This window comes from Streptomyces angustmyceticus (genome assembly GCF_019933235.1).
GTDB classification, from domain to species: Bacteria; Actinomycetota; Actinomycetes; order Streptomycetales; family Streptomycetaceae; genus Streptomyces; species Streptomyces angustmyceticus.
Genome location: NZ_CP082945.1, coordinates 411918 through 428340, shown reverse-complemented (window position 1 = coordinate 428340; position 16423 = coordinate 411918). Strand labels below are relative to the sequence as shown.

Annotated in this window: 13 protein-coding genes; 2 read left to right on the top strand and 11 right to left on the bottom strand. The window is 74.2% G+C overall.

The window, feature by feature from the left end; genetic code table 11:
• Window positions 1–30 precede the first annotated feature (30 nt).
• On the top strand, window positions 31–1278 hold the full coding sequence (locus K7396_RS01875; protein ID WP_086716998.1) for a cytochrome P450: 1248 nt from the start codon (window positions 31–33) through the stop codon (window positions 1276–1278).
• A gap of 36 nt (window positions 1279–1314) precedes the next feature.
• Here K7396_RS01875 and K7396_RS01870 read toward each other — a convergent pair whose 3' ends face one another.
• From K7396_RS01870 to K7396_RS01835, 8 genes are all read right to left on the bottom strand, one after another.
• Window positions 1315–2514: an MFS transporter gene (locus tag K7396_RS01870; RefSeq protein WP_086716999.1), complete on the bottom strand. Its 1200-nt coding sequence runs from the start codon at window positions 2512–2514 to the stop codon at window positions 1315–1317.
• Window positions 2515–2645: 131 nt separating this feature from the next.
• On the bottom strand, window positions 2646–4454 hold the full coding sequence (locus tag K7396_RS01865; RefSeq protein ID WP_086717000.1) for a M4 family metallopeptidase: 1809 nt from the start codon (window positions 4452–4454) through the stop codon (window positions 2646–2648).
• Window positions 4455–4961: 507 nt separating this feature from the next.
• The gene (locus K7396_RS01860; protein ID WP_086717001.1) at window positions 4962–5252 is read right to left on the bottom strand and encodes a hypothetical protein; all 291 of its coding nucleotides are present in this window, start codon (window positions 5250–5252) and stop codon (window positions 4962–4964) included.
• 210 nt (window positions 5253–5462) lie between these two features.
• On the bottom strand, window positions 5463–5648 hold the full coding sequence (locus K7396_RS01855; protein WP_223659563.1) for a hypothetical protein: 186 nt from the start codon (window positions 5646–5648) through the stop codon (window positions 5463–5465).
• Between the two features lie 151 nt (window positions 5649–5799).
• Window positions 5800–6924, bottom strand: a complete 1125-nt coding sequence (locus tag K7396_RS01850) for a PP2C family protein-serine/threonine phosphatase (RefSeq protein ID WP_086717003.1) — start codon at window positions 6922–6924, stop codon at window positions 5800–5802.
• A 165-nt stretch (window positions 6925–7089) separates the two neighbouring features.
• Window positions 7090–9870, bottom strand: a complete 2781-nt coding sequence (locus tag K7396_RS01845) for a fumarate reductase/succinate dehydrogenase flavoprotein subunit (protein ID WP_086717020.1) — start codon at window positions 9868–9870, stop codon at window positions 7090–7092.
• 209 nt (window positions 9871–10079) lie between these two features.
• Window positions 10080–10307 (bottom strand): 4Fe-4S dicluster domain-containing protein, encoded by a 228-nt coding sequence (locus K7396_RS01840; RefSeq protein WP_086717004.1) that lies wholly within the window; start codon window positions 10305–10307, stop codon window positions 10080–10082.
• A 70-nt stretch (window positions 10308–10377) separates the two neighbouring features.
• Window positions 10378–11148: a GntR family transcriptional regulator gene (locus K7396_RS01835; RefSeq protein WP_223659562.1), complete on the bottom strand. Its 771-nt coding sequence runs from the start codon at window positions 11146–11148 to the stop codon at window positions 10378–10380.
• Window positions 11149–11449: 301 nt separating this feature from the next.
• Here K7396_RS01835 and K7396_RS01830 point away from each other — a divergent pair, with 301 nt between their 5' ends.
• Complete coding sequence (locus K7396_RS01830) at window positions 11450–12364, top strand: DMT family transporter (RefSeq protein ID WP_086717006.1); 915 nt, start codon at window positions 11450–11452, stop codon at window positions 12362–12364.
• Window positions 12365–12405: 41 nt separating this feature from the next.
• Here K7396_RS01830 and K7396_RS01825 read toward each other — a convergent pair whose 3' ends face one another.
• From K7396_RS01825 to K7396_RS01815, 3 genes are all read right to left on the bottom strand, one after another.
• A complete protein-coding gene (locus tag K7396_RS01825; RefSeq protein WP_086717007.1) occupies window positions 12406–13839 on the bottom strand; it encodes an aminobutyraldehyde dehydrogenase in 1434 nt (477 codons plus the stop codon).
• Window positions 13832–15145: a flavin monoamine oxidase family protein gene (locus K7396_RS01820; RefSeq protein ID WP_086717008.1), complete on the bottom strand. Its 1314-nt coding sequence runs from the start codon at window positions 15143–15145 to the stop codon at window positions 13832–13834. Before K7396_RS01820 ends, K7396_RS01825 begins: the two co-directional genes overlap by 8 nt.
• A 154-nt stretch (window positions 15146–15299) precedes the next feature.
• Window positions 15300–16421 (bottom strand): ABC transporter ATP-binding protein, encoded by a 1122-nt coding sequence (locus K7396_RS01815; RefSeq protein WP_086717009.1) that lies wholly within the window; start codon window positions 16419–16421, stop codon window positions 15300–15302.
• Window positions 16422–16423 lie beyond the last annotated feature (2 nt).

The following is a 16423-nucleotide window of genomic DNA, read 5'->3' as shown; positions in this document are numbered from 1 at the left end:
CCGGCCACCGACGGAAGCCGAGGACGCGTCGTGACCACTCTCCCGCAGCCGCCCGACATCCTGTCACCCGGGTTCGCGGCCGACCCCTACCCCGCGTACCGCGTCCTGCGCGAGCACTACCCGCTCTTCCACGACAAGGGGACCGACAGCTACCTGCTCTCGCGGTACGACGACGTGGCACGGGCCTTCCGCGATCCGGTGTTCACCACCGACAACTACGCGTGGCAGCTCGAACCGGCGCACGGCGGCCGGACCCTTCCCCAGATGAGCGGCCGTGAGCACGCCGTGCGCCGCGCCCTGGTGGCCCCCGCGTTCCGCGGCCGGGAGCTGCGGGAGAAGTTCCTCCCGGTCATCGAGCGCAACGCGCGGGAGCTGATCGACGCCTTCCGCGACGCCGGGGAAGCCGACCTGGTGGAGCAGTTCGCCACCCGCTTCCCGGTCAACGTGATCGTCGACATGCTCGGCCTCGACCGGGCCGACCACGACCGCTTCCACGGCTGGTACGCCTCCGTCGTCGGCTTCCTGTCCAACCTCGCCCAGGACCCGCGGGTCGCGGCCGCGGGACGGCGCGCGGGCGAGGAACTCGCCGCCTACCTGCGGCCGGTCCTCACCGCACGGCGTGCCGCGCCCGGTGACGACCTGCTCTCCGCCCTGTGCACCGCGGAGGTCGAGGGCACTCGGATGACCGACCAGGACATCACCTCGTTCGTCAGCCTGCTGCTGGCCGCCGGCGGGGAGACCACGGACAAGGCCCTCGCCGCCCTGTTCCGCAACCTGCTGGCCCACCCCGCCCAGTTCGCCGCCGTACGCGCCGACCGGTCGCTGGTCCCCGCGGCCTTCGCCGAGACCCTCCGCTACACCCCGCCGGTCCAGATGATCATGCGCCGGCCCGATGCCGATGTGGCCCTCAGCGGCGGCACGGTCCCGGCGGGCGCCACGGTCACCTGCCTCATCGGCTCCGCGAACCGCGACGAGCGCCGCTACGCACGGCCCGACGCCTTCGACCTCTTCCGTCCCGATCTCACCACCGCCACGGCCTTCAGCGCCGCGGCCGACCATGTGGCCTTCGCCCTGGGCCGGCACTTCTGCGTCGGCGCGCTCCTGGCCAAGACGGAGGTGGAGGTCGGCGTCGACCAACTGCTCGACGCCTTCCCCGCCATGGACGTCGCGGACGGTGCGATGCCCGCCGACGAGGGGGTGTTCACCCGGGGACCGGCGCGGCTGCGGGTGCGGCTCACGCCGGGCCGGGGCGCGGCACGGCCCGCCGGTACCGCCTGACGCGCCGTGCGCCCGGTCCGGCCGCAGGCGGGGCGGTCAGCCCGCGGCGACCGGCGGGCGGCGCAGGACGTAGAGGCCGACGGTGACGGCGACCGCGATGACACAGGCGGAGAACGCCAGGCCCGCACCCCGCAGGCCCAGCCCGAGGGTGAGCGCGCCGACGCCGACGACCGGCAGCGAGATGCCGAGGTAGGCCACGAGGAAGAACGCCGAGATGGTGCCGCCCCGGTGCGCGGGCGGCGCCGCGCGGCCCACGGCCGTCAGACCGGCCCGGAACGCCAGGCCCTGGCCGACGCCGCCGCACACCGCGCCGACGACCAGCACCGGCAGCGACGTCACGGCCAGCGAGGTGGCGACGAGGAGGAGGCCCACCACCAGCACCAGACAGCCGCCCGGCAGCGCCCTGCGCACCCCGATCCGTTCCGTCAGGGACTGGCCGAGGGTCGAGCCCAGGAACACCGTGAAGACGATGAGCCCGGCGACGGCCAGATTGTGCACGCCCAGGGTCTCGCCGACGAAGCTCGGCGCGACCGCGGTGAACAGCCCCAGCAGGGAGAAACCGGCGAAGGCGGCGACCGCCGACGGGGTGAAGACGCCGTGCACCTCGGGCGGCAGCCGCAGGCCCTGCGGCCGCAGCCTTCGTGGGCGGTGCGGATGCCCGACGGTCTCCGGCAGGAGCCAGGTCGCCACGCCCGCCACGGCCACCAGCGCGAGGTGCACCAGGAACGGCAGGGTCAACGGCCAGGGCGCGTACTGGGCCAGCAGGCCCGACAGCAGCGGGCCGCAGCCGAGACCGCCCATGTTCGACGCGGTGGCGGCGAAGCCCGCCCGCGCCTCCTGACCCGGTTTCGCGAGCTCCAGCACGGCCGCGGTGGCGGCGCCGCTGAACAGTCCGGCGGCGAACCCGGACAGCACCCGCCCCAGCAGCAGCATCGGCAGGCCGCCCTCGAAGATGAAGCACAGCGCGCTCGCCGCCGACAGTCCCAGCGCGCAGAACAACACCGGGCGGCGGCCCGCCTCGTCGGAGAAGTTGCCGGCGAGGAGGAGGACCGTGATGACGCCGAGGGCGTACACGGCGAAGACCACGGTCACCATCAGCTCGGAGAAGCCGAGCTGGGCGCGGTAGAGCCCGTAGAGCGGGGTGGGGAGCGTCGTCCCGGCCATGCCGATCGCGAACACGCCCGCCGCCACCGGATAGCCGGGCCGTCGCGTGCCGCCCGTACGTTCGCTGATCATGGTGTCAACGTAGGCTCCCGCCGGCCGTGCCGTCGAGAACCGGGCGGCGATCCGCGCGGCCGGTGCCGCGGGCCGGACGCACAGGGTGCCCCCGCGAGCGCGGGGGCACCCCAGGTGCGGTCCGGGGTGGATCAGTGGTTGCCGGCGGGCGCGTTGGCCGCCGTCACGTTCACCGCGGCCCAGGCCTTGTCGACCGTCTTGTACGCGGTGCTCGTGGCGCCGTACAGATCCTTGGCCGCGCGCAGCGTCGCGTTGCGCGCGTCGTGGAAGTCGGTCGTGGAGACCATGTACCGGGTGAGCGCCCGGTAGAAGATCGCCGTCGCCTTGCTCCGGCCGATGCCGGTCACCTTCGTGCCCTTGTACGTGGGGGAGTCGTAGGCGACGCCGCCGATGGTCTTCTTGCCGCTGCCCTCGGCGAGCAGGTAGAAGGCGTGCGAGGAGACACCGGAACCGGCGTGCACCTCGGTGTCGTAGGACGCCTTCGACCAGTAGTCGACGGTGCCCTCGAGCTTGTCGAGGGACGGCTTGTCCAGACGGCGCAGGAACTTCTGGGAGAGGCCGAGCTTCTCGCCCATCAGGTAGTTCGGCGGGTTCTTCGGGTTGTTGGTCGAGAACTCGACCGCGCTGCCGAAGATGTCCGCCAGCGACTCGTTGAGCGCACCGGGCTCGCCGAACTGGTTGCCCTCCTCGTCGACCCGGGTGGGCTGGAGGTTGGCCGTCGCGTCGACGACGCCGTGGGTCAGCTCATGGCCGGTGACGTCCAGCACCACCAGCGGCTTGGCGAACGTCTTGCCGTCGCCGTCGCCGTAGAGCATGCAGCCGCAGTCCGAGGACCAGTAGGCGTTGCCGACCTTCTTGCCGAAGTGCACCAGGGCACGGGCCCCGCGGCCGTCGTTCTTGATGCCCTTGCGGCCGAAGGTCTTCTTGTAGAAGTCCAGGGTGCTGGTGATGCCGTACTGGGCGTCGACCGCGGCGGTCGCCCGGCTGTTGGTGGTGCCGTTGCCCCAGCGGTTGGTGGCGCTGGTGAACGCCTTGCCGTCGGAGAACTTCCCCAGTTCCTTGTCGCCGGCGTCGCGGGTCTCGGTGTTGCCGCGGGTGGAGTCCTTGAGGGTGAAGGACTTCTGCGCGGTCCGGGTGGTGGACAGCGGCACCTTGCCGACGAAGAAGGACGCGCCGGAACCGGTGGCCGCCGACGGGAAGCCGGCGGTGCCGGCGGCCTCGGCCGTGGCGGCCGGGGCGGGAGTGAGCGAGCCCGTCGCGGGGTTGAGCCGCTCGCCCCGGGCGCGCAGCTTGGCCTGGACGGCCGGCGACAGGAAGGAGTCGTCGACCGGGGCGTTGCTGAGCACCGCTCCGGAGGCCGCGTCGAGAATGACGGTACGGGCGCCGCCGGCCTCGGCGGTACGGCTGCCGGCCACCTCCACCCGGTAGGCCAGTGTGGTCCGGTCCGCGCGGGCGTCGACGACGAGTTGGGCCTCGCCGGCGTGGCCCTTCGCGACGGCGGCGGCCTTCGTCCGGGCCTCGCCCGCCGACAGCTTGGGGTCCGTGTCGGGCACGTCGACCCGGTGGCGGTAGGCGCGGGTCACGCCCTCGTACGCCGAGTCGGCGGTCAGGTGGACGACGAGGTCGCCACCGAGCACCGGCAGTCCGCGGTGGGTGCGGACGAAGCGCACGTGCTGACGGCCGTCCGGATCGACGAGGGTGTCCGTGGCCTTGAGGGTGTCCTTCTTGCCGACTCCGGTGGCCGGGGCGTGCGCGAACGCGGCGGCGCGGGCCGCGTCAACGACCTTCTGCGGAGCGTGAGTTGAAGCAGAGGGTGCAGCAACCGGCGAGGCCGTGGAGCTGGCGGAGGCAGTGCCCGCCACCCCCGCGGTGAGCGTTGCGGCCGTCGTGACGGCGACGGCGACGGCCAGGCGGTGTCTGCGTATGTGGGGTCTACGCACTGCTGTGGGTCCTTAGCGCTGCGGGGGCGGTCGGCAGACCAACCGCCCGTACGCGCGGTGCTGTTGTGCACCACGGGGGCCCTGGGGCCCCGCGCAAACCCTGGTATGTCTGGCATGGGCATGTAAAGCGAAATGATCAGTATGCAAGATTCCTGGTCGAAATTTAACAATTGATCAGCTTTAAGTAGCCGGAAGATGACCAACAGTGCTTCATGGGGAGAGACATGGGGTGGCGCGAAATGGTTGCTCGGGAGTCGCGCGGAATGGTGCGGTGTGACGGAGGCGTCGTCGTCCGTGCCGGCGGTGGGGGCGCGGTGAGTTCGGCCCGGTCCCCGGGCAGCGCTTCGGGCCCGGCTCGCCGGGAGGCGGCGGGAGCCCGGGACGTCACCGGGAGGCGAGGGAGGAAGACGTGCGCGTGCGAAAGCCGGCCGTCACCGGCCGTGCACGGGGAGGGGCGCGCGGAGGCCGGGAGCCGCCGTCACGGCGTCGGCCGGCCGGGCCGCGGGGCTACGTGTGGAAGAGCTCCTCGAGCGAGGCCTCGGCCCGCTCGCCACCGCGTGCGGCCTCGACGACGGCCTGGTGGAACGAGCGGCTGGCTGCTTCCGAATGGCACGGGACGGGGCTGCCGGCCATGGTGTACCACTCGGTGGAGCCGGTGTACTGCACGGCCACGTGCGCCAGGTCGTCCGACCAGGTCGTGTGGATGGTCAGGTCGCCGTTGATCACGCCGATCTCCGCGGTGCGCACCGCGCCGGGTAGGGCGTGGATCCCGACAGTGGTCCAAGATGCCCAGGTCATGTTGTTCCCCTCGGCGGCAAGGGCCCCGGCCGGCGGCCGGGCGCGGTGACTCAAGTTTGGCACTTGAGGTGCGGGAGCGCACCGCATACGGGGGCGCGAATTCCGGAAGAGGCGCGGAAGCCGGGGTACGCCCCGCGCCCTGCGGGTCGTGAGTGCCCGTTTCCGTTGCGCCGCCGGGCCCGGTCCGGGGCGGCGGGCAGCGGTCAGGGCTCAGTCGATGACCGTATGGAAGAAGGTGACGGCGCCGCCGAAGGCCGCACCGCCGATGAGGGTCGCGGAAGCCGGGGTACCGCCGTTGATGAAGGTGAGGACACCGGCTCCGATGGCGGTGAGGGCGCCGAGCAGGAAGATGACGGCGGCGCGCTGACTCAGCAGGGTTGATCTGTTGTCGGACACATCAACTCCGATCTGCGCGGGAGCGAGGGATCGCTCGGTGCGGATGCTGATGCTCTGACTGATCTTCTCATCCCACTTGGCGGATCTTCGGCAGCACACGAGGAAATTCCGAAAGGGACCCGAAAGAAGTCGTGCGTCCGGCGGTCCTGGCTCAGCGTGCGGCGCTGCTGCCCCTGACGGCGGCCCGCCCGCGCCCCGTCACCTGCCGGGTGATCGCGAGGACCGCCATGTCGTCGTCGCGCGGCCCGCCGGTCCAGTCCTCGATGTCCGCGGCCAAGCGGTCGATCAGCTCCCGGGGGCCCCGGAACGGGCCGTGGTCCGCCAGTTGCGTCGCGGGGTCGTAGAACATCCCGGCGTGGTCCCTGGCCTCCGTCACCCCGTCGGTGACCAGCAGCAGGGTGCTGCCCGCCGGGAACGGCCAGTCGGTGGGCCCGCTCCGTGCCGCGCCCAGGGTGCCCATGCCCAGCGGAAGGCCCGGGGCGGCGACCTCCAGCGGGCGCACCTCGTCGTCGTGGCAGAGGTAGGGCGCGGGGTGGCCGCAGTTCAGCAACCGCAGCCCGGCGGCGCCCGGGAGGATCTCGCAGATCAGGGCCGTGATGAAGCCTTCGAGGCGGTTCTCCTCCGAGGTGTGCTCGCTCTCCCGCAGCAGCGCGTGCTCCATGCGGTCGGCCAGCGCCCGCAGGTCGGGCTCCTGCTCGGCGGCCTCGCGGAAGGCGCCCAGCAGCACCGACACCGCGCTGACCGCCCCGAGCCCCTTGCCCCGCACATCGGCGATCATCAGCCGTACGCCGAACGGCGTGCGCTGGACGGCGTAGGCGTCGCCGCCGATCCGGGCCTCGCTCTGCGCCGCCTGGTAGCGGGCGGCGATCGCCAGCCGTCCGATGCGCTCCGGCGGGGCGGGCAGCACGGCGCGCTGGGCGGCCTCCGCCACCGACCGGACGACGTCCAGATGGCGCCCGTGGCGGGCGATCACCCGGTTGACCCCGAGGCCCATGAACGCGGCGAAGAGGGTGTTGATCAGCTCCAGATGACCTTCGAGGCTGTCGGCGGTGCCGTCCTTCACCGTCAGGGCGAAGACGCCCACGAGGATGGCGGCGCCGATCGCCAGGGTGTGCCGCAGGGAGAGCAGCGCACCGGCGGTCACGCTGGCGGCCGTCAGCATCGGGTCGCCCCAGTAGTCCGCCGGCGAGAACGCGTCCCAGGTGAGTCCTCCGGCGACCAGGATGCTCGGAGCGAATTCGACGTACCGGGGCCAACGCGGGGAGAAAGAGGGCATAGGGATTCCTGACCAGCCATCCATGTCGGGTAGCAGGAATATGCCTGTTTTCGGGAGATTTATACAGCGCGCTTCGGTGGTCGGGCGATGCCGGCGGCCCGCCCGGCCGGTCCCCACCGCCCCCGGCCCCCGGTCACCGGCCTCCCGGGGCGCCCCGCGCGCATGTCACTCCTTCGAGGCGAGCCGGGCGTGGGCGCGGACGTCGGCGTCCGGGTCGTCCGCGACCGTGGCCCAGGCCCGGCGGGCGTCCTCGTGGCCGGAGTGCGCGCGCAGCGCGAGGACCCCGGCCCTGCGCACGTCCGCGTGCCCGTCGCGGAGCGCGGAGCGCAGCGCGGACACGGCGAGCCCGGGGGCGGCGGCCGCCAGGGCCGTGGCGGCGCCGGCCCGGACCTGCCAGGCGTCGTCGCCGAGGGCCACGACCGCCGCCGCGTCGTACGGCGGCGGGCAGCCGGTGGTGGCGAGGGCCGCGAGCGCGGCGGCCCGGACGAGGAGGTCCTCGTCGCGCAGCGGCGCCGCCAGGTCGGCGGGGCCGCCGACCGTGCCGAGGCCGTGCGCGACGGCCACCCGGACCTCGCGGGAGGGGTCCGCCGTGGCCGGTCGCAGGGCGTCGGGCGCGTCGAGGGAGACCAGGCCGCGGACGGCCTGGAGGCGCACCTCCACCGCCGGGTCGGCGAGCGCGGCGGCGAAGAGGGAGCGGTCGCCGAGCCGGAGCCCGCGCAGCACCTCCAGGGCCGCCGAGCGGACCACGGCGTCCGGCCCGTGCAGGGCGGCGGCCAGCGGCGTCCGCAGGCCGGGCTCCGGTGTCAGGACCTCGGTCAGCTCCCGCAGCGAGGCGCCGGCGGCGGCGCGGACGGCCGGGTCGGGGTCGGCGAGGGCGGTGGCCAGGGCCCGGCCGGTACCGGGCGGGACGCTCTCGGTGAGCGCGTCCACGGCGGCGCGGCGGACGGCCGGGTCGGGGTCGGTGAGGTAGGGGCGAAGCGTGGGCAGGTCCGGCTGGTCCTCGGCGAGGGCGACGAGTTCGAGGAGGCGCGGGGAGGCGCCGGGACGGGCCGCGGTGCCGGTCTCGCGGGCGGCCGTGGCGCCGGCGCCCGGCGCCGCCTCGTCCGTCGTCCCGGCGTGCGTCGTCCCGGTGTCCGCCGTACCCGCCCCGGAGCCCGTGGAGGACCCCACCGGCGGCGTGTCCCTCCGCCCCGCCGTGGCGACCCGCTCCGGGTGGACCTCGCCGAGGAACCGGGGAGCGCCGCCCACCGGGGTGTAGGCGTCGACCGGGACGAGGTACGGCGCCACCGGGCGGGCCGTGAACTCCATGGCGCCGGTGGCGGACTTGCGCAGGTCGAGATGGTGCAGCCAGGCGTCGTCGTCGCGTCGTGGGTGGTCCGTGCGCTCGTGGTAGAGGCCCCAGCGGGACTCGGTGCGGGCCAGCGACGACCGGGCGGCCATCTCGGCGCAGTCGCGGATGAAACCGACCTCGGCGCAGCGCATCAGCTCGTGCGGGGTGCGGGCGCCCATGCCGGCGATATCGGCGCGCATCCGGTCGAAGTGCTCGACGGCCAGCGACAGGCGGGCGCCGCTCTTGGGCGGGGCGACGTAGTCGTTGACGAAGCGGCGGAGCTTGTACTCGACCTGGGGCTGCGGCGGGCCGTCGGGGTGGCGCAGCGGCCGGTAGACGAGTTCGTGGGCGGCCCGCAGCTGGTCGGCGGGCAACTCGCCCTCGTACGCCGGGTGTCGGGCCGCGTCGGCGCCGGCCAGGTCGCCGAAGACGAAGGCCCCGATCATGTAGTTGTGCGGGACGCAGGCCAGGTCGCCCGCCGCGTACAGTCCCGGCACGGTGGTGCGGGCGTGGTCGTCGACGCGGACGCCGGACGCCGAGTGCCCGCCGCACAGGCCGATCTCGGAGATGTGCATCTCCACGTCGTGGGTGCGGTAGTCGTGGCCGCGCCCTGCGTGGAAGGTGCCGCGAGTGGGGCGCTCGGTGGTGTGCAGGATGGTCTCCAGGGCGGAGACGGACTCCTCCGGGAGGTGACTCAGCTTCAGGTAGACCGGGCCGCGTTCGGAGGCGACCTCCGCCGCGAACTCCGCCATCATCCGCCCCGACCAGTAGTCGGATTCCACGAACCGTTCGCCGTGCCGGTTGACCTGGTAGCCGCCGAAGGGGTTGGCGACATAGGCGCAGGCCGGGCCGTTGTAGTCCTTGATCAGCGGATTGATCTGGAAGCACTCGATGCCGGTCAGCTCGGCGCCCGCGTGGTATGCCATGGCGTAGCCGTCGCCCGCGTTGGTGGGGTTCTCGTAGGTGCCGTAGAGGTAGCCGGAGGCGGGCAGGCCGAGGCGGCCGCAGGCGCCGGTGGCGAGGATCACCGCGCCGGCCCGGACGGTGACGAACCGTCCGGTGCGGGTGTGGAAGCCCGCCGCGCCGACCGCCCGGCCGCCGGAGGTCAGCACCCGCACCGGCATCACACGGTTCTCGATGCGGATCCGCTCGCGCATCTCCCGGCGGCGCAACTGCCGGTAGAGCACCTTCTTGACGTCCTTGCCCTCCGGCATCGGCAGCACGTACGAGCCGGAGCGGTGCACCTGGCGGACCGCGTAGGCGCCGTGCTCGTCCTTCTCGAACTTCACGCCGTACGACTCCAGCCGCTGGACCATCGCGAAGCCGCGGGTCGCGGTCTGGCGGACGGTCGACTGGTCGACGACGCCGTCGTTGGCGCGGGTGATCTCGGCGACGTAGTCGTCGGGCTCCGCGAGGCCCGGGACGACGGCGTTGTTGACCCCGTCCATGCCCATCGCCAGGGCACCGGAGTGGCGGACATGGGCCTTCTCCAGCAGCAGGACCGAGGCGCCGTGTCCGGCGGCGGTGAGCGCCGCCATGGTTCCCGCGGTGCCGCCGCCGATCACCAGGACGTCGCAGGCCAGCTCCTCGGCGTCGTCGAGGGCGGGGATCTCCATGGCCTCCGGGGCCTTCAGAGCCTCTTGGGCCTTCGGGGCGGTGCCGTGCGGCATGGCGGTGCCTTTCGGTCGCCGGTCACGTCTCCTGACGTGCCGTCATGTCGATCTTCGGTCGGTTGGGTTCGGGGCACACGGCGCGCCGGACGAGGGTGGCGGGGACGGCGCGACGGAGGAGCCCCGGGGGCCGGGAGTCCGTGGCCGGGGACCTCTCATCGCAGCAGGTAGGGCATGTTCACCGTGACCGCACCGGTGGGGCAGCGCGCGGCGCACGGCCCGCAGTACCAGCACTCGTCGACGTGCATGTACGCCTTGTTGCTCGCGGGGTCGATGGCGAGCGAGTCCAGCGGGCACATGTCGACGCACAGCGTGCAGCCGTCGATGCACAGGGACTCGTCGATGGTCACGGGCACGTCGGCGCGTTGCGGCGCAAGAGGCATGGCGGTCTCCAGGGCAGGGCGGAGCAGAGCAGGGGCGGAAAGGTGAAGGAGGGGAGGAGCGGGGAGGGGATCAGAGCGTGCGGTGCAGCAGGCCGCGCATGGTGAGGCGGTCGCCGCGGAAGCGGATGAACTCCAGGTCGACGGGGGAGCCGTCGGCGAGACGGGTGAGGCGTTCGAGCATCAGCACGGCCGTGCCGCGCGGCGCCTCCAGGACGGCGGCCGTGTGCGCGTCGGCGTTGACGGCCTCCAGGCTGATCTCCGCGGTGCCCAACGGCTGTCCGGCGCTCTCCTCGATCAGCCGGAACACGTCGTGGTGCTCCAGATCGGCGTCGAGCAGGGGCAGCCCGATGTCCATCGGGAGGTAGGTGAGGTCCAGGGAGAGGGGCAGGCCGTCGAGCCGGCGCAGCCGCTCCACGTAGAGCACCTCGCCGCGCGGCGGGAGCCGCAGCCGGTCGGCCACCGGGGCCGGGGCGGGGACCGGGCTGATGGTGCGCACCTCGTTGGTGACCCGGCCGTGCGCGTGCAGGGTCTCGGCCAGGCCCCTCAACCGGTCCAGCGCATGCGGGTACTTCTGGCCCACCACCACCGTGCCCACCCCCGGCCGGCGCACCACGAGCTGTTCGGCGCGCAGCAGGTCGAGGGCCTGGCGGACGGTGTTGCGGGACACGCCGTACTCGGCGCCGATCACCTCCTCGGGCGGCAGCACGCCCTCGGGGAAGCGGCCCCCGAGCACCTGGTGCCGCAACAGGTCGGCGAGCTGCCGGGCGCGGTCGGCGCGGAGCCGGCGACGGCGCGCCGCGGCGACCGGCGTCGTGTGCTGGCGGGTGCGTTCGGCTGGCATGCGGTGGACCATACCGAGGGGTTCAGGGCCGTGGTGTTGCCGCCGTATTACGCCACCTGACGCCGCCCGCGCCGCCGCCGTGACCTGCGGATCCGGCATCGCGGCGGCAAGATCTGCCACAGCGCCCCCGCCCCGGCGGCGCCCCTCCGGCTCAGCGAACGCGGGCGCCCGGTGCCCGTGTCGCCGGGCGGTGCGCGCGCCCTGCGGATAGCGTCGCCCCCGTACCGCGCCGCCCCGCACCGCCCGGCCACCGGCGGCCGGCCCCGCCCCGGTGCCGGGGCGGCCGACGAGGAGGTGGCGCGTGGCCGTACTGTTCGCACTGCTCGCGGCGGCCAGCAACGCGCTGGCCACGGTGCTGCAGCGCCGCGCGGCCCGTACCGTCCCGCTGTCCGCCGGGCTGCGCCTGGGACTGCTCGTCGATCTGCTGCACCGCGCGGTCTGGCTCGGCGGGATGCTCGCGGTCGTCGCCGCGGCCTGCTTCCAGGCGCTGGCCCTCTCGCAGGGGGCGCTGTCGGTGGTCCAGCCGCTCTTCGTCCTCGAACTCCCCCTCGCCCTGCTCTTCGGCAAGGTCATCCTCGGCGGACGGATCTCCCGCGCGGGATGGACGGGCGTGGCGCTGCTCGTCGTCGGACTCGGCTGCGCCCTCGCCGCCGCCGCGCCCACCATCGGCACCACCCATGCCCCGTTCGCCCGCTGGGTCCCGGCCCTGGTGGTCTGCGCCGTGGTGATCGCCGCGGCGGTCGGCGCGGCGCTCCGGCGGGGCGCGGGCGGCGTACGGGCCGCCTGCTTCGCCGGGGCCACCGCGGTCGCCTACGCGCTCACCGCCGCGCTGATGAAGGACGCCACCCACGCCTGGCAGACCGGCGGCCCCGCCGGGTTCTTCACCACCTGGCAGACCTACGGCTTCGCCGCCGTCGGGGTGCTGGCCCTCTTCCTGCTGGAGAACGCCATGCAGTCGGGCCCGCTGACCGCCTCGCAGCCGGTCCTCACCCTCGGGGACGCGCTGGTGAGCCTGTCGCTGGGCGTCACCCTCTTCGACGAACGGGTACGGACCGGCTGGTGGCTGCTGCCCGAGTGCCTGGGCATCGCGCTCGTCCTGTGGGGCGCCGTGCTGCTCTCCCGGGTCGCGCTCGCCCGTGACCTGACGGGTGCTCAGGACGCCGTGCCCGAGGCCGCCCACGACGCCGGGGCGGAGCCGGGCACGGCGGACACCTGAGGGCGGCGGACCGCCGGGCACGGCCGCGCCCGGCAGCCGCCTCACAGCATGACGTGCTTGACCTGGGTGTAGTCCAGCAGGCCCGCGAGGGACAGGTCGCTGCCGTAGCCGGAGTGCTTGACGCCGCCGTGCGGCATCTCCGACACCGTCGTGCCATGGGTGTTCACCCAGACGATGCCGGTGTGCAGGGCGCGGGTGGCCCGCATGGCGCGCGCGTGGTCGGCGGTCCACACGCTCGCCGCCAGCCCGAACCGGACCCCGTTCGCCAGCCGGAGGGCCTCGGCCTCGTCGGTGAACGGCTGCACCGTGACGACCGGTCCGAAGATCTCCTCCTGCGCGATCTCATCGTCCTGGCGCACCCCGGCGACGACGGTGGGGGAGTGGAACCAGCCGGGCCGCTCCGGCGCCGTACCCCCCGTCACCACCTCGGCGTGATCCGGCAGGCGGCTCAACAAGCCATGTACGGAGGCGAGTTGGGCCGCGTTGTTGAGTGGTCCGTAGTCGGCCGACGGATCGTCGGGCGGCCCGGTCCGCAGCGTGCGCGCCGCCCGGGCGAACGCGGTCACGAAAGCGTCGTAGCGTCGGTGGTGCACCAGGAACCGGGTGGGCGCGGTGCAGTCCTGGCCGGCGTTGTAGAACGCCACGGCCGCGAGCTCGGCCGCGGCGCACTCGGCGTCCACGTCCTCGTGGACGAGGACCGGGGCGTTGCCGCCCAGCTCCAGGTGCACCCGCTTCAGGTCCGCCGCGGCGGTGGCGGCGATCTCCCGCCCGGCGCGGACGCTGCCGGTGACGGCGACGAGCCGGGGCACCGGGTGGGTGGTCAGCGACCGCCCGGTGTCGCGGTCCCCGCAGACCACGTTGAGCACGCCGGGCGGCAGGTGCTCCGCGGCGATCCGGGCGAGCAGCGCGGTGGAGGACGGGGTGGTGTCGGCGGGCTTGAGGACGACGGTGTTGCCCGCCGCGAGCGCCGGGGCGACCTTCCAGGCGGCCATCATCAGCGGATAGTTCCAGGGGGTGATCTGGGCGCAGACGCCGACCGGTTCGCGGCGCTGCACCGAGGTGCGGCCCTCGGCGTACTCGGCGGCGGCCGCCCCCGGCAGACCGCGCGCCGCCCCCGCGAAGTAGCGGAAGGTGTCGACGACGGCGGACAGTTCCTCGGTCCGGAACAGCTCCGGCGGCTTGCCGGTGTCCCCGACCTCGGCGGCCACCAGCGCCTCGGCGTGCGCCTCGACCGCGTCGGCGATCCGCAGCAGCGCCCGCTGCCGCGCGGCGGGGGTGGCCGGCGACCAGCGGGCGAGGGCGGTCTCGGCGGCGGCGCAGGCCGCGTCGGTGTCGGACGGGCCGGAGCGCGCGGCGCTGCCGTGCACCGCGCCGGTGGCGGGGTCGACCAGGTCCGTGGTCGCGCCGGTGGCCGCCGGGCGGTCCGCCCCGGCGATGTGGTTGCGGACCGGGGCGGACACGGCGTGCTCAGCCATGGCGGAGCACCTCCCGCGCCGCGTCGCGGCCGGTGCGCACCGCGCCCTCCATGTAGCCGGCCACCCACTGGTCGGACCCGCAGACGTAGAAGGGCGGTTCGTGCGCCCCGTGCAGCGGCCCGACGGCCATCACGTCGCCGGGGTTCCACTGCGTGACGTACCCCTGGGTCCACGGATCGGTGCCCCACAGCCGCAGGTACGAGGTGAACGGCTGGAAGGCCTCGGCGCCGTAGAGCCGGGCGATGTCCGCGAGCAGCTCGTGGTCCCGGACCGGGGCGGGCATGCCCAGCAGGACGCCGTAGCGCTCCGGCGGGATCAGCGCGGAGAGGATGGCCTCGCTCTGCGGCCAGGTGCTGCCGAGCACGCCTTCGCACTCGGAGAGGCCGTTGAGGTCCGCGCCGCGCCAGAAGGGGGTGTCGTAGGCCACGGCGAACTTGGCCGCGACGGCCTGCCGTTGGCGGTGCAGCGAGGCGATGCGGGCCTCGGAGACGCCGGTGAGGGCGACCGAGCGGAGCGGGCCGACCGGCAGGGCGCTGACCACGGCGTCGGCCGTCAGGGTCTCCCCGCCCGCCAGCCGCACCCGGCAGCCTCCCGGGCGCACCGCCACCTCCTCGACGACCGCTTCGAGCCGGACGCGCCGGCCGAGTCCGGCGGCCATGCGCAGCGCCACCGTCGCCGAGCCCTCGGCCACCCGCAGCCCCTCCCAGTCCTCGTAGGCGTAGGGGTCGTCGCCGGGGACCGCGGCGTGCTTGCGCAGCGCGGAGAGCAGCGAGGTGCGCTCGTAGGAGCCGCTGGCCAGGGCGAGTTGGCCGATCTCCCAGAGCCGTACGACGGCCGGGCTCGCGCCCTCGCCGCGCAGCCAGGCGCCGACCGACAGCCGGTCGAGGGTCGCGGCGTGCGGATGGGACCACGGGTCCTCGGGGTCCACGGTCCGGGCCAGCGCGACGAAGGCGTCGGTCACCTTGCGGTGGCAGATCTCGTCGCCGGGGCCGAACCAGTGCGGCGGGTCGCCGGCCGAGACCCCCTCCGCGGTGGCCCGCGCCATCCGGCCGGGCTCGGCGACATAGCTGGGGACGAGGGACAGGCCCAGCTCGGCGGCGAGCGCGAGGTAGGCGGTGTGGGCCCGGCCCACCACCTCGCCGCCGAGCTGGACCAGCCGGCCGTCGGGCAGCACGGCCTGCTCGACGCGTCCGCCGACCCGGTCGCGGGCCTCCAGGACGAGGACGTCGGCGCCGGCCGCGCTCAGGTCCCGCGCCGCGGCGAGCCCGGCGAGGCCGGCACCGAGCACGATGACATCGTGGTTCATGGGGGGAGCTTCCTTTGCTGTCGGCGGGCGGCGGGGAGAGCCGGGACGGCCGGGGCGGGTGTAGCGGGTGCGGTCGGGTGGGGCCGGACGAGGAGCCCGGGGCCGGTGGGGCGAAGCGGGCGCCGCGCCCCGGCCCCGGGCCGTCGGACCGGCCCTACTCCAGGACCAGGCAGTGCTCCGGCCGCCAGCCGATCTCCACGCTCTCGCCGCCGCTCCAGCGGTCCTCCATGCGCGAGCGGTCGGTGTTCTGCTCCAGTACGGACACCGTGACGCCGGGGGCGAGTTCGATGAGATAGGTGGTGGTGGGACCGGAGTAGACGGTCTCCCGCACCACGCCCCGCACCAGCGCCATGCCCGGCTCGAAGTCGGAGAGCCAGATCTTCTCGGGCCGGATCGACAGGCTGACGCTGCTGCCGTCGGCGACGCCGCCGCGGTCCCCGACCGGCAGCGCGGGGCCGCAGTCGAGGACCACCCGCCCGTCGCGGTAGGTGCCGGGGACCAGGTTGGAGGTCCCCATGAAGGAGGCCACGAAGCGGCTGGCGGGGTGTTCGTAGACGTCCTCCGGCGTCCCGCACTGCTCGACCCGGCCCTCGTTCATCACCGCCACCCGGTCCGACATGGTCAGCGCCTCGTCCTGGTCGTGGGTGACGAAGACGAAGGTGATGCCGACCTCGCGCTGGATCTGCTTGAGTTCGACCTGCATCCGCCGCCGCAGCTTGAGGTCGAGCGCGGCCAGCGGCTCGTCGAGCAGCAGCACCTGCGGCCGGTTGACCAGGGCACGGGCCAGGGCCACCCGCTGGCGCTGGCCGCCGGAGAGCGTACGGGGCTTGCGGTCGCCGAGCCCGCCGAGCTGCACCCGCTCCAGCATCACGCCGACCCGCTCGCGGATCTCGGCCCGGCCGACGCCCTTGCGCTTGAGGCCGAAGGCCACGTTGTCGGCCACCGAGAGGTGGTCGAAGAGCGCGTAGCTCTGGAAGACCGTGTTGACGTCGCGCTTGTCGGGCGGCAGCGCGGTCACGTCCTCCCCGCCGAGCCGGACGGTGCCCGCGGTGGGGTCGGTGAAGCCGCCGATCATCCGCAGCGAGGTGGTCTTGCCGCAACCGGACGGGCCCAGCAGGGAGAAGAACTCGCCGGGCGCGATGTCCAGGGACAGGTCCCGCACCGCGTAGGAGCCGCCGTAGTTCTTGCTCACCCGGTCGAGCCGGACGGCGGGCGGGTCACCGGCCTGGGCACCGGCTGGGGCCGGGCCGGCGACGGGGGCGTCGGAGGAGGTCATGG

Excerpts from the sequence above, each read along its gene's own strand:
- K7396_RS01870 (WP_086716999.1), bottom strand. The coding sequence starts at position 2,514 with ATGATCAGCGAACGTACGGGCGGCACGCGACGGCCCGGCTATCCGGTG.
- K7396_RS01860 (WP_086717001.1), bottom strand. The coding sequence starts at position 5,252 with ATGACCTGGGCATCTTGGACCACTGTCGGGATCCACGCCCTACCCGGC.
- K7396_RS01850 (WP_086717003.1), bottom strand. The coding sequence starts at position 6,924 with ATGCCCTCTTTCTCCCCGCGTTGGCCCCGGTACGTCGAATTCGCTCCG.
- K7396_RS01845 (WP_086717020.1), bottom strand. The coding sequence starts at position 9,870 with ATGGAGATCCCCGCCCTCGACGACGCCGAGGAGCTGGCCTGCGACGTC.
- K7396_RS01840 (WP_086717004.1), bottom strand. The coding sequence starts at position 10,307 with ATGCCTCTTGCGCCGCAACGCGCCGACGTGCCCGTGACCATCGACGAG.
- K7396_RS01835 (WP_223659562.1), bottom strand. The coding sequence starts at position 11,148 with ATGCCAGCCGAACGCACCCGCCAGCACACGACGCCGGTCGCCGCGGCG.
- K7396_RS01825 (WP_086717007.1), bottom strand. The coding sequence starts at position 13,839 with ATGGCTGAGCACGCCGTGTCCGCCCCGGTCCGCAACCACATCGCCGGG.
- K7396_RS01820 (WP_086717008.1), bottom strand. The coding sequence starts at position 15,145 with ATGAACCACGATGTCATCGTGCTCGGTGCCGGCCTCGCCGGGCTCGCC.
- K7396_RS01815 (WP_086717009.1), bottom strand. The coding sequence starts at position 16,421 with ATGACCTCCTCCGACGCCCCCGTCGCCGGCCCGGCCCCAGCCGGTGCC.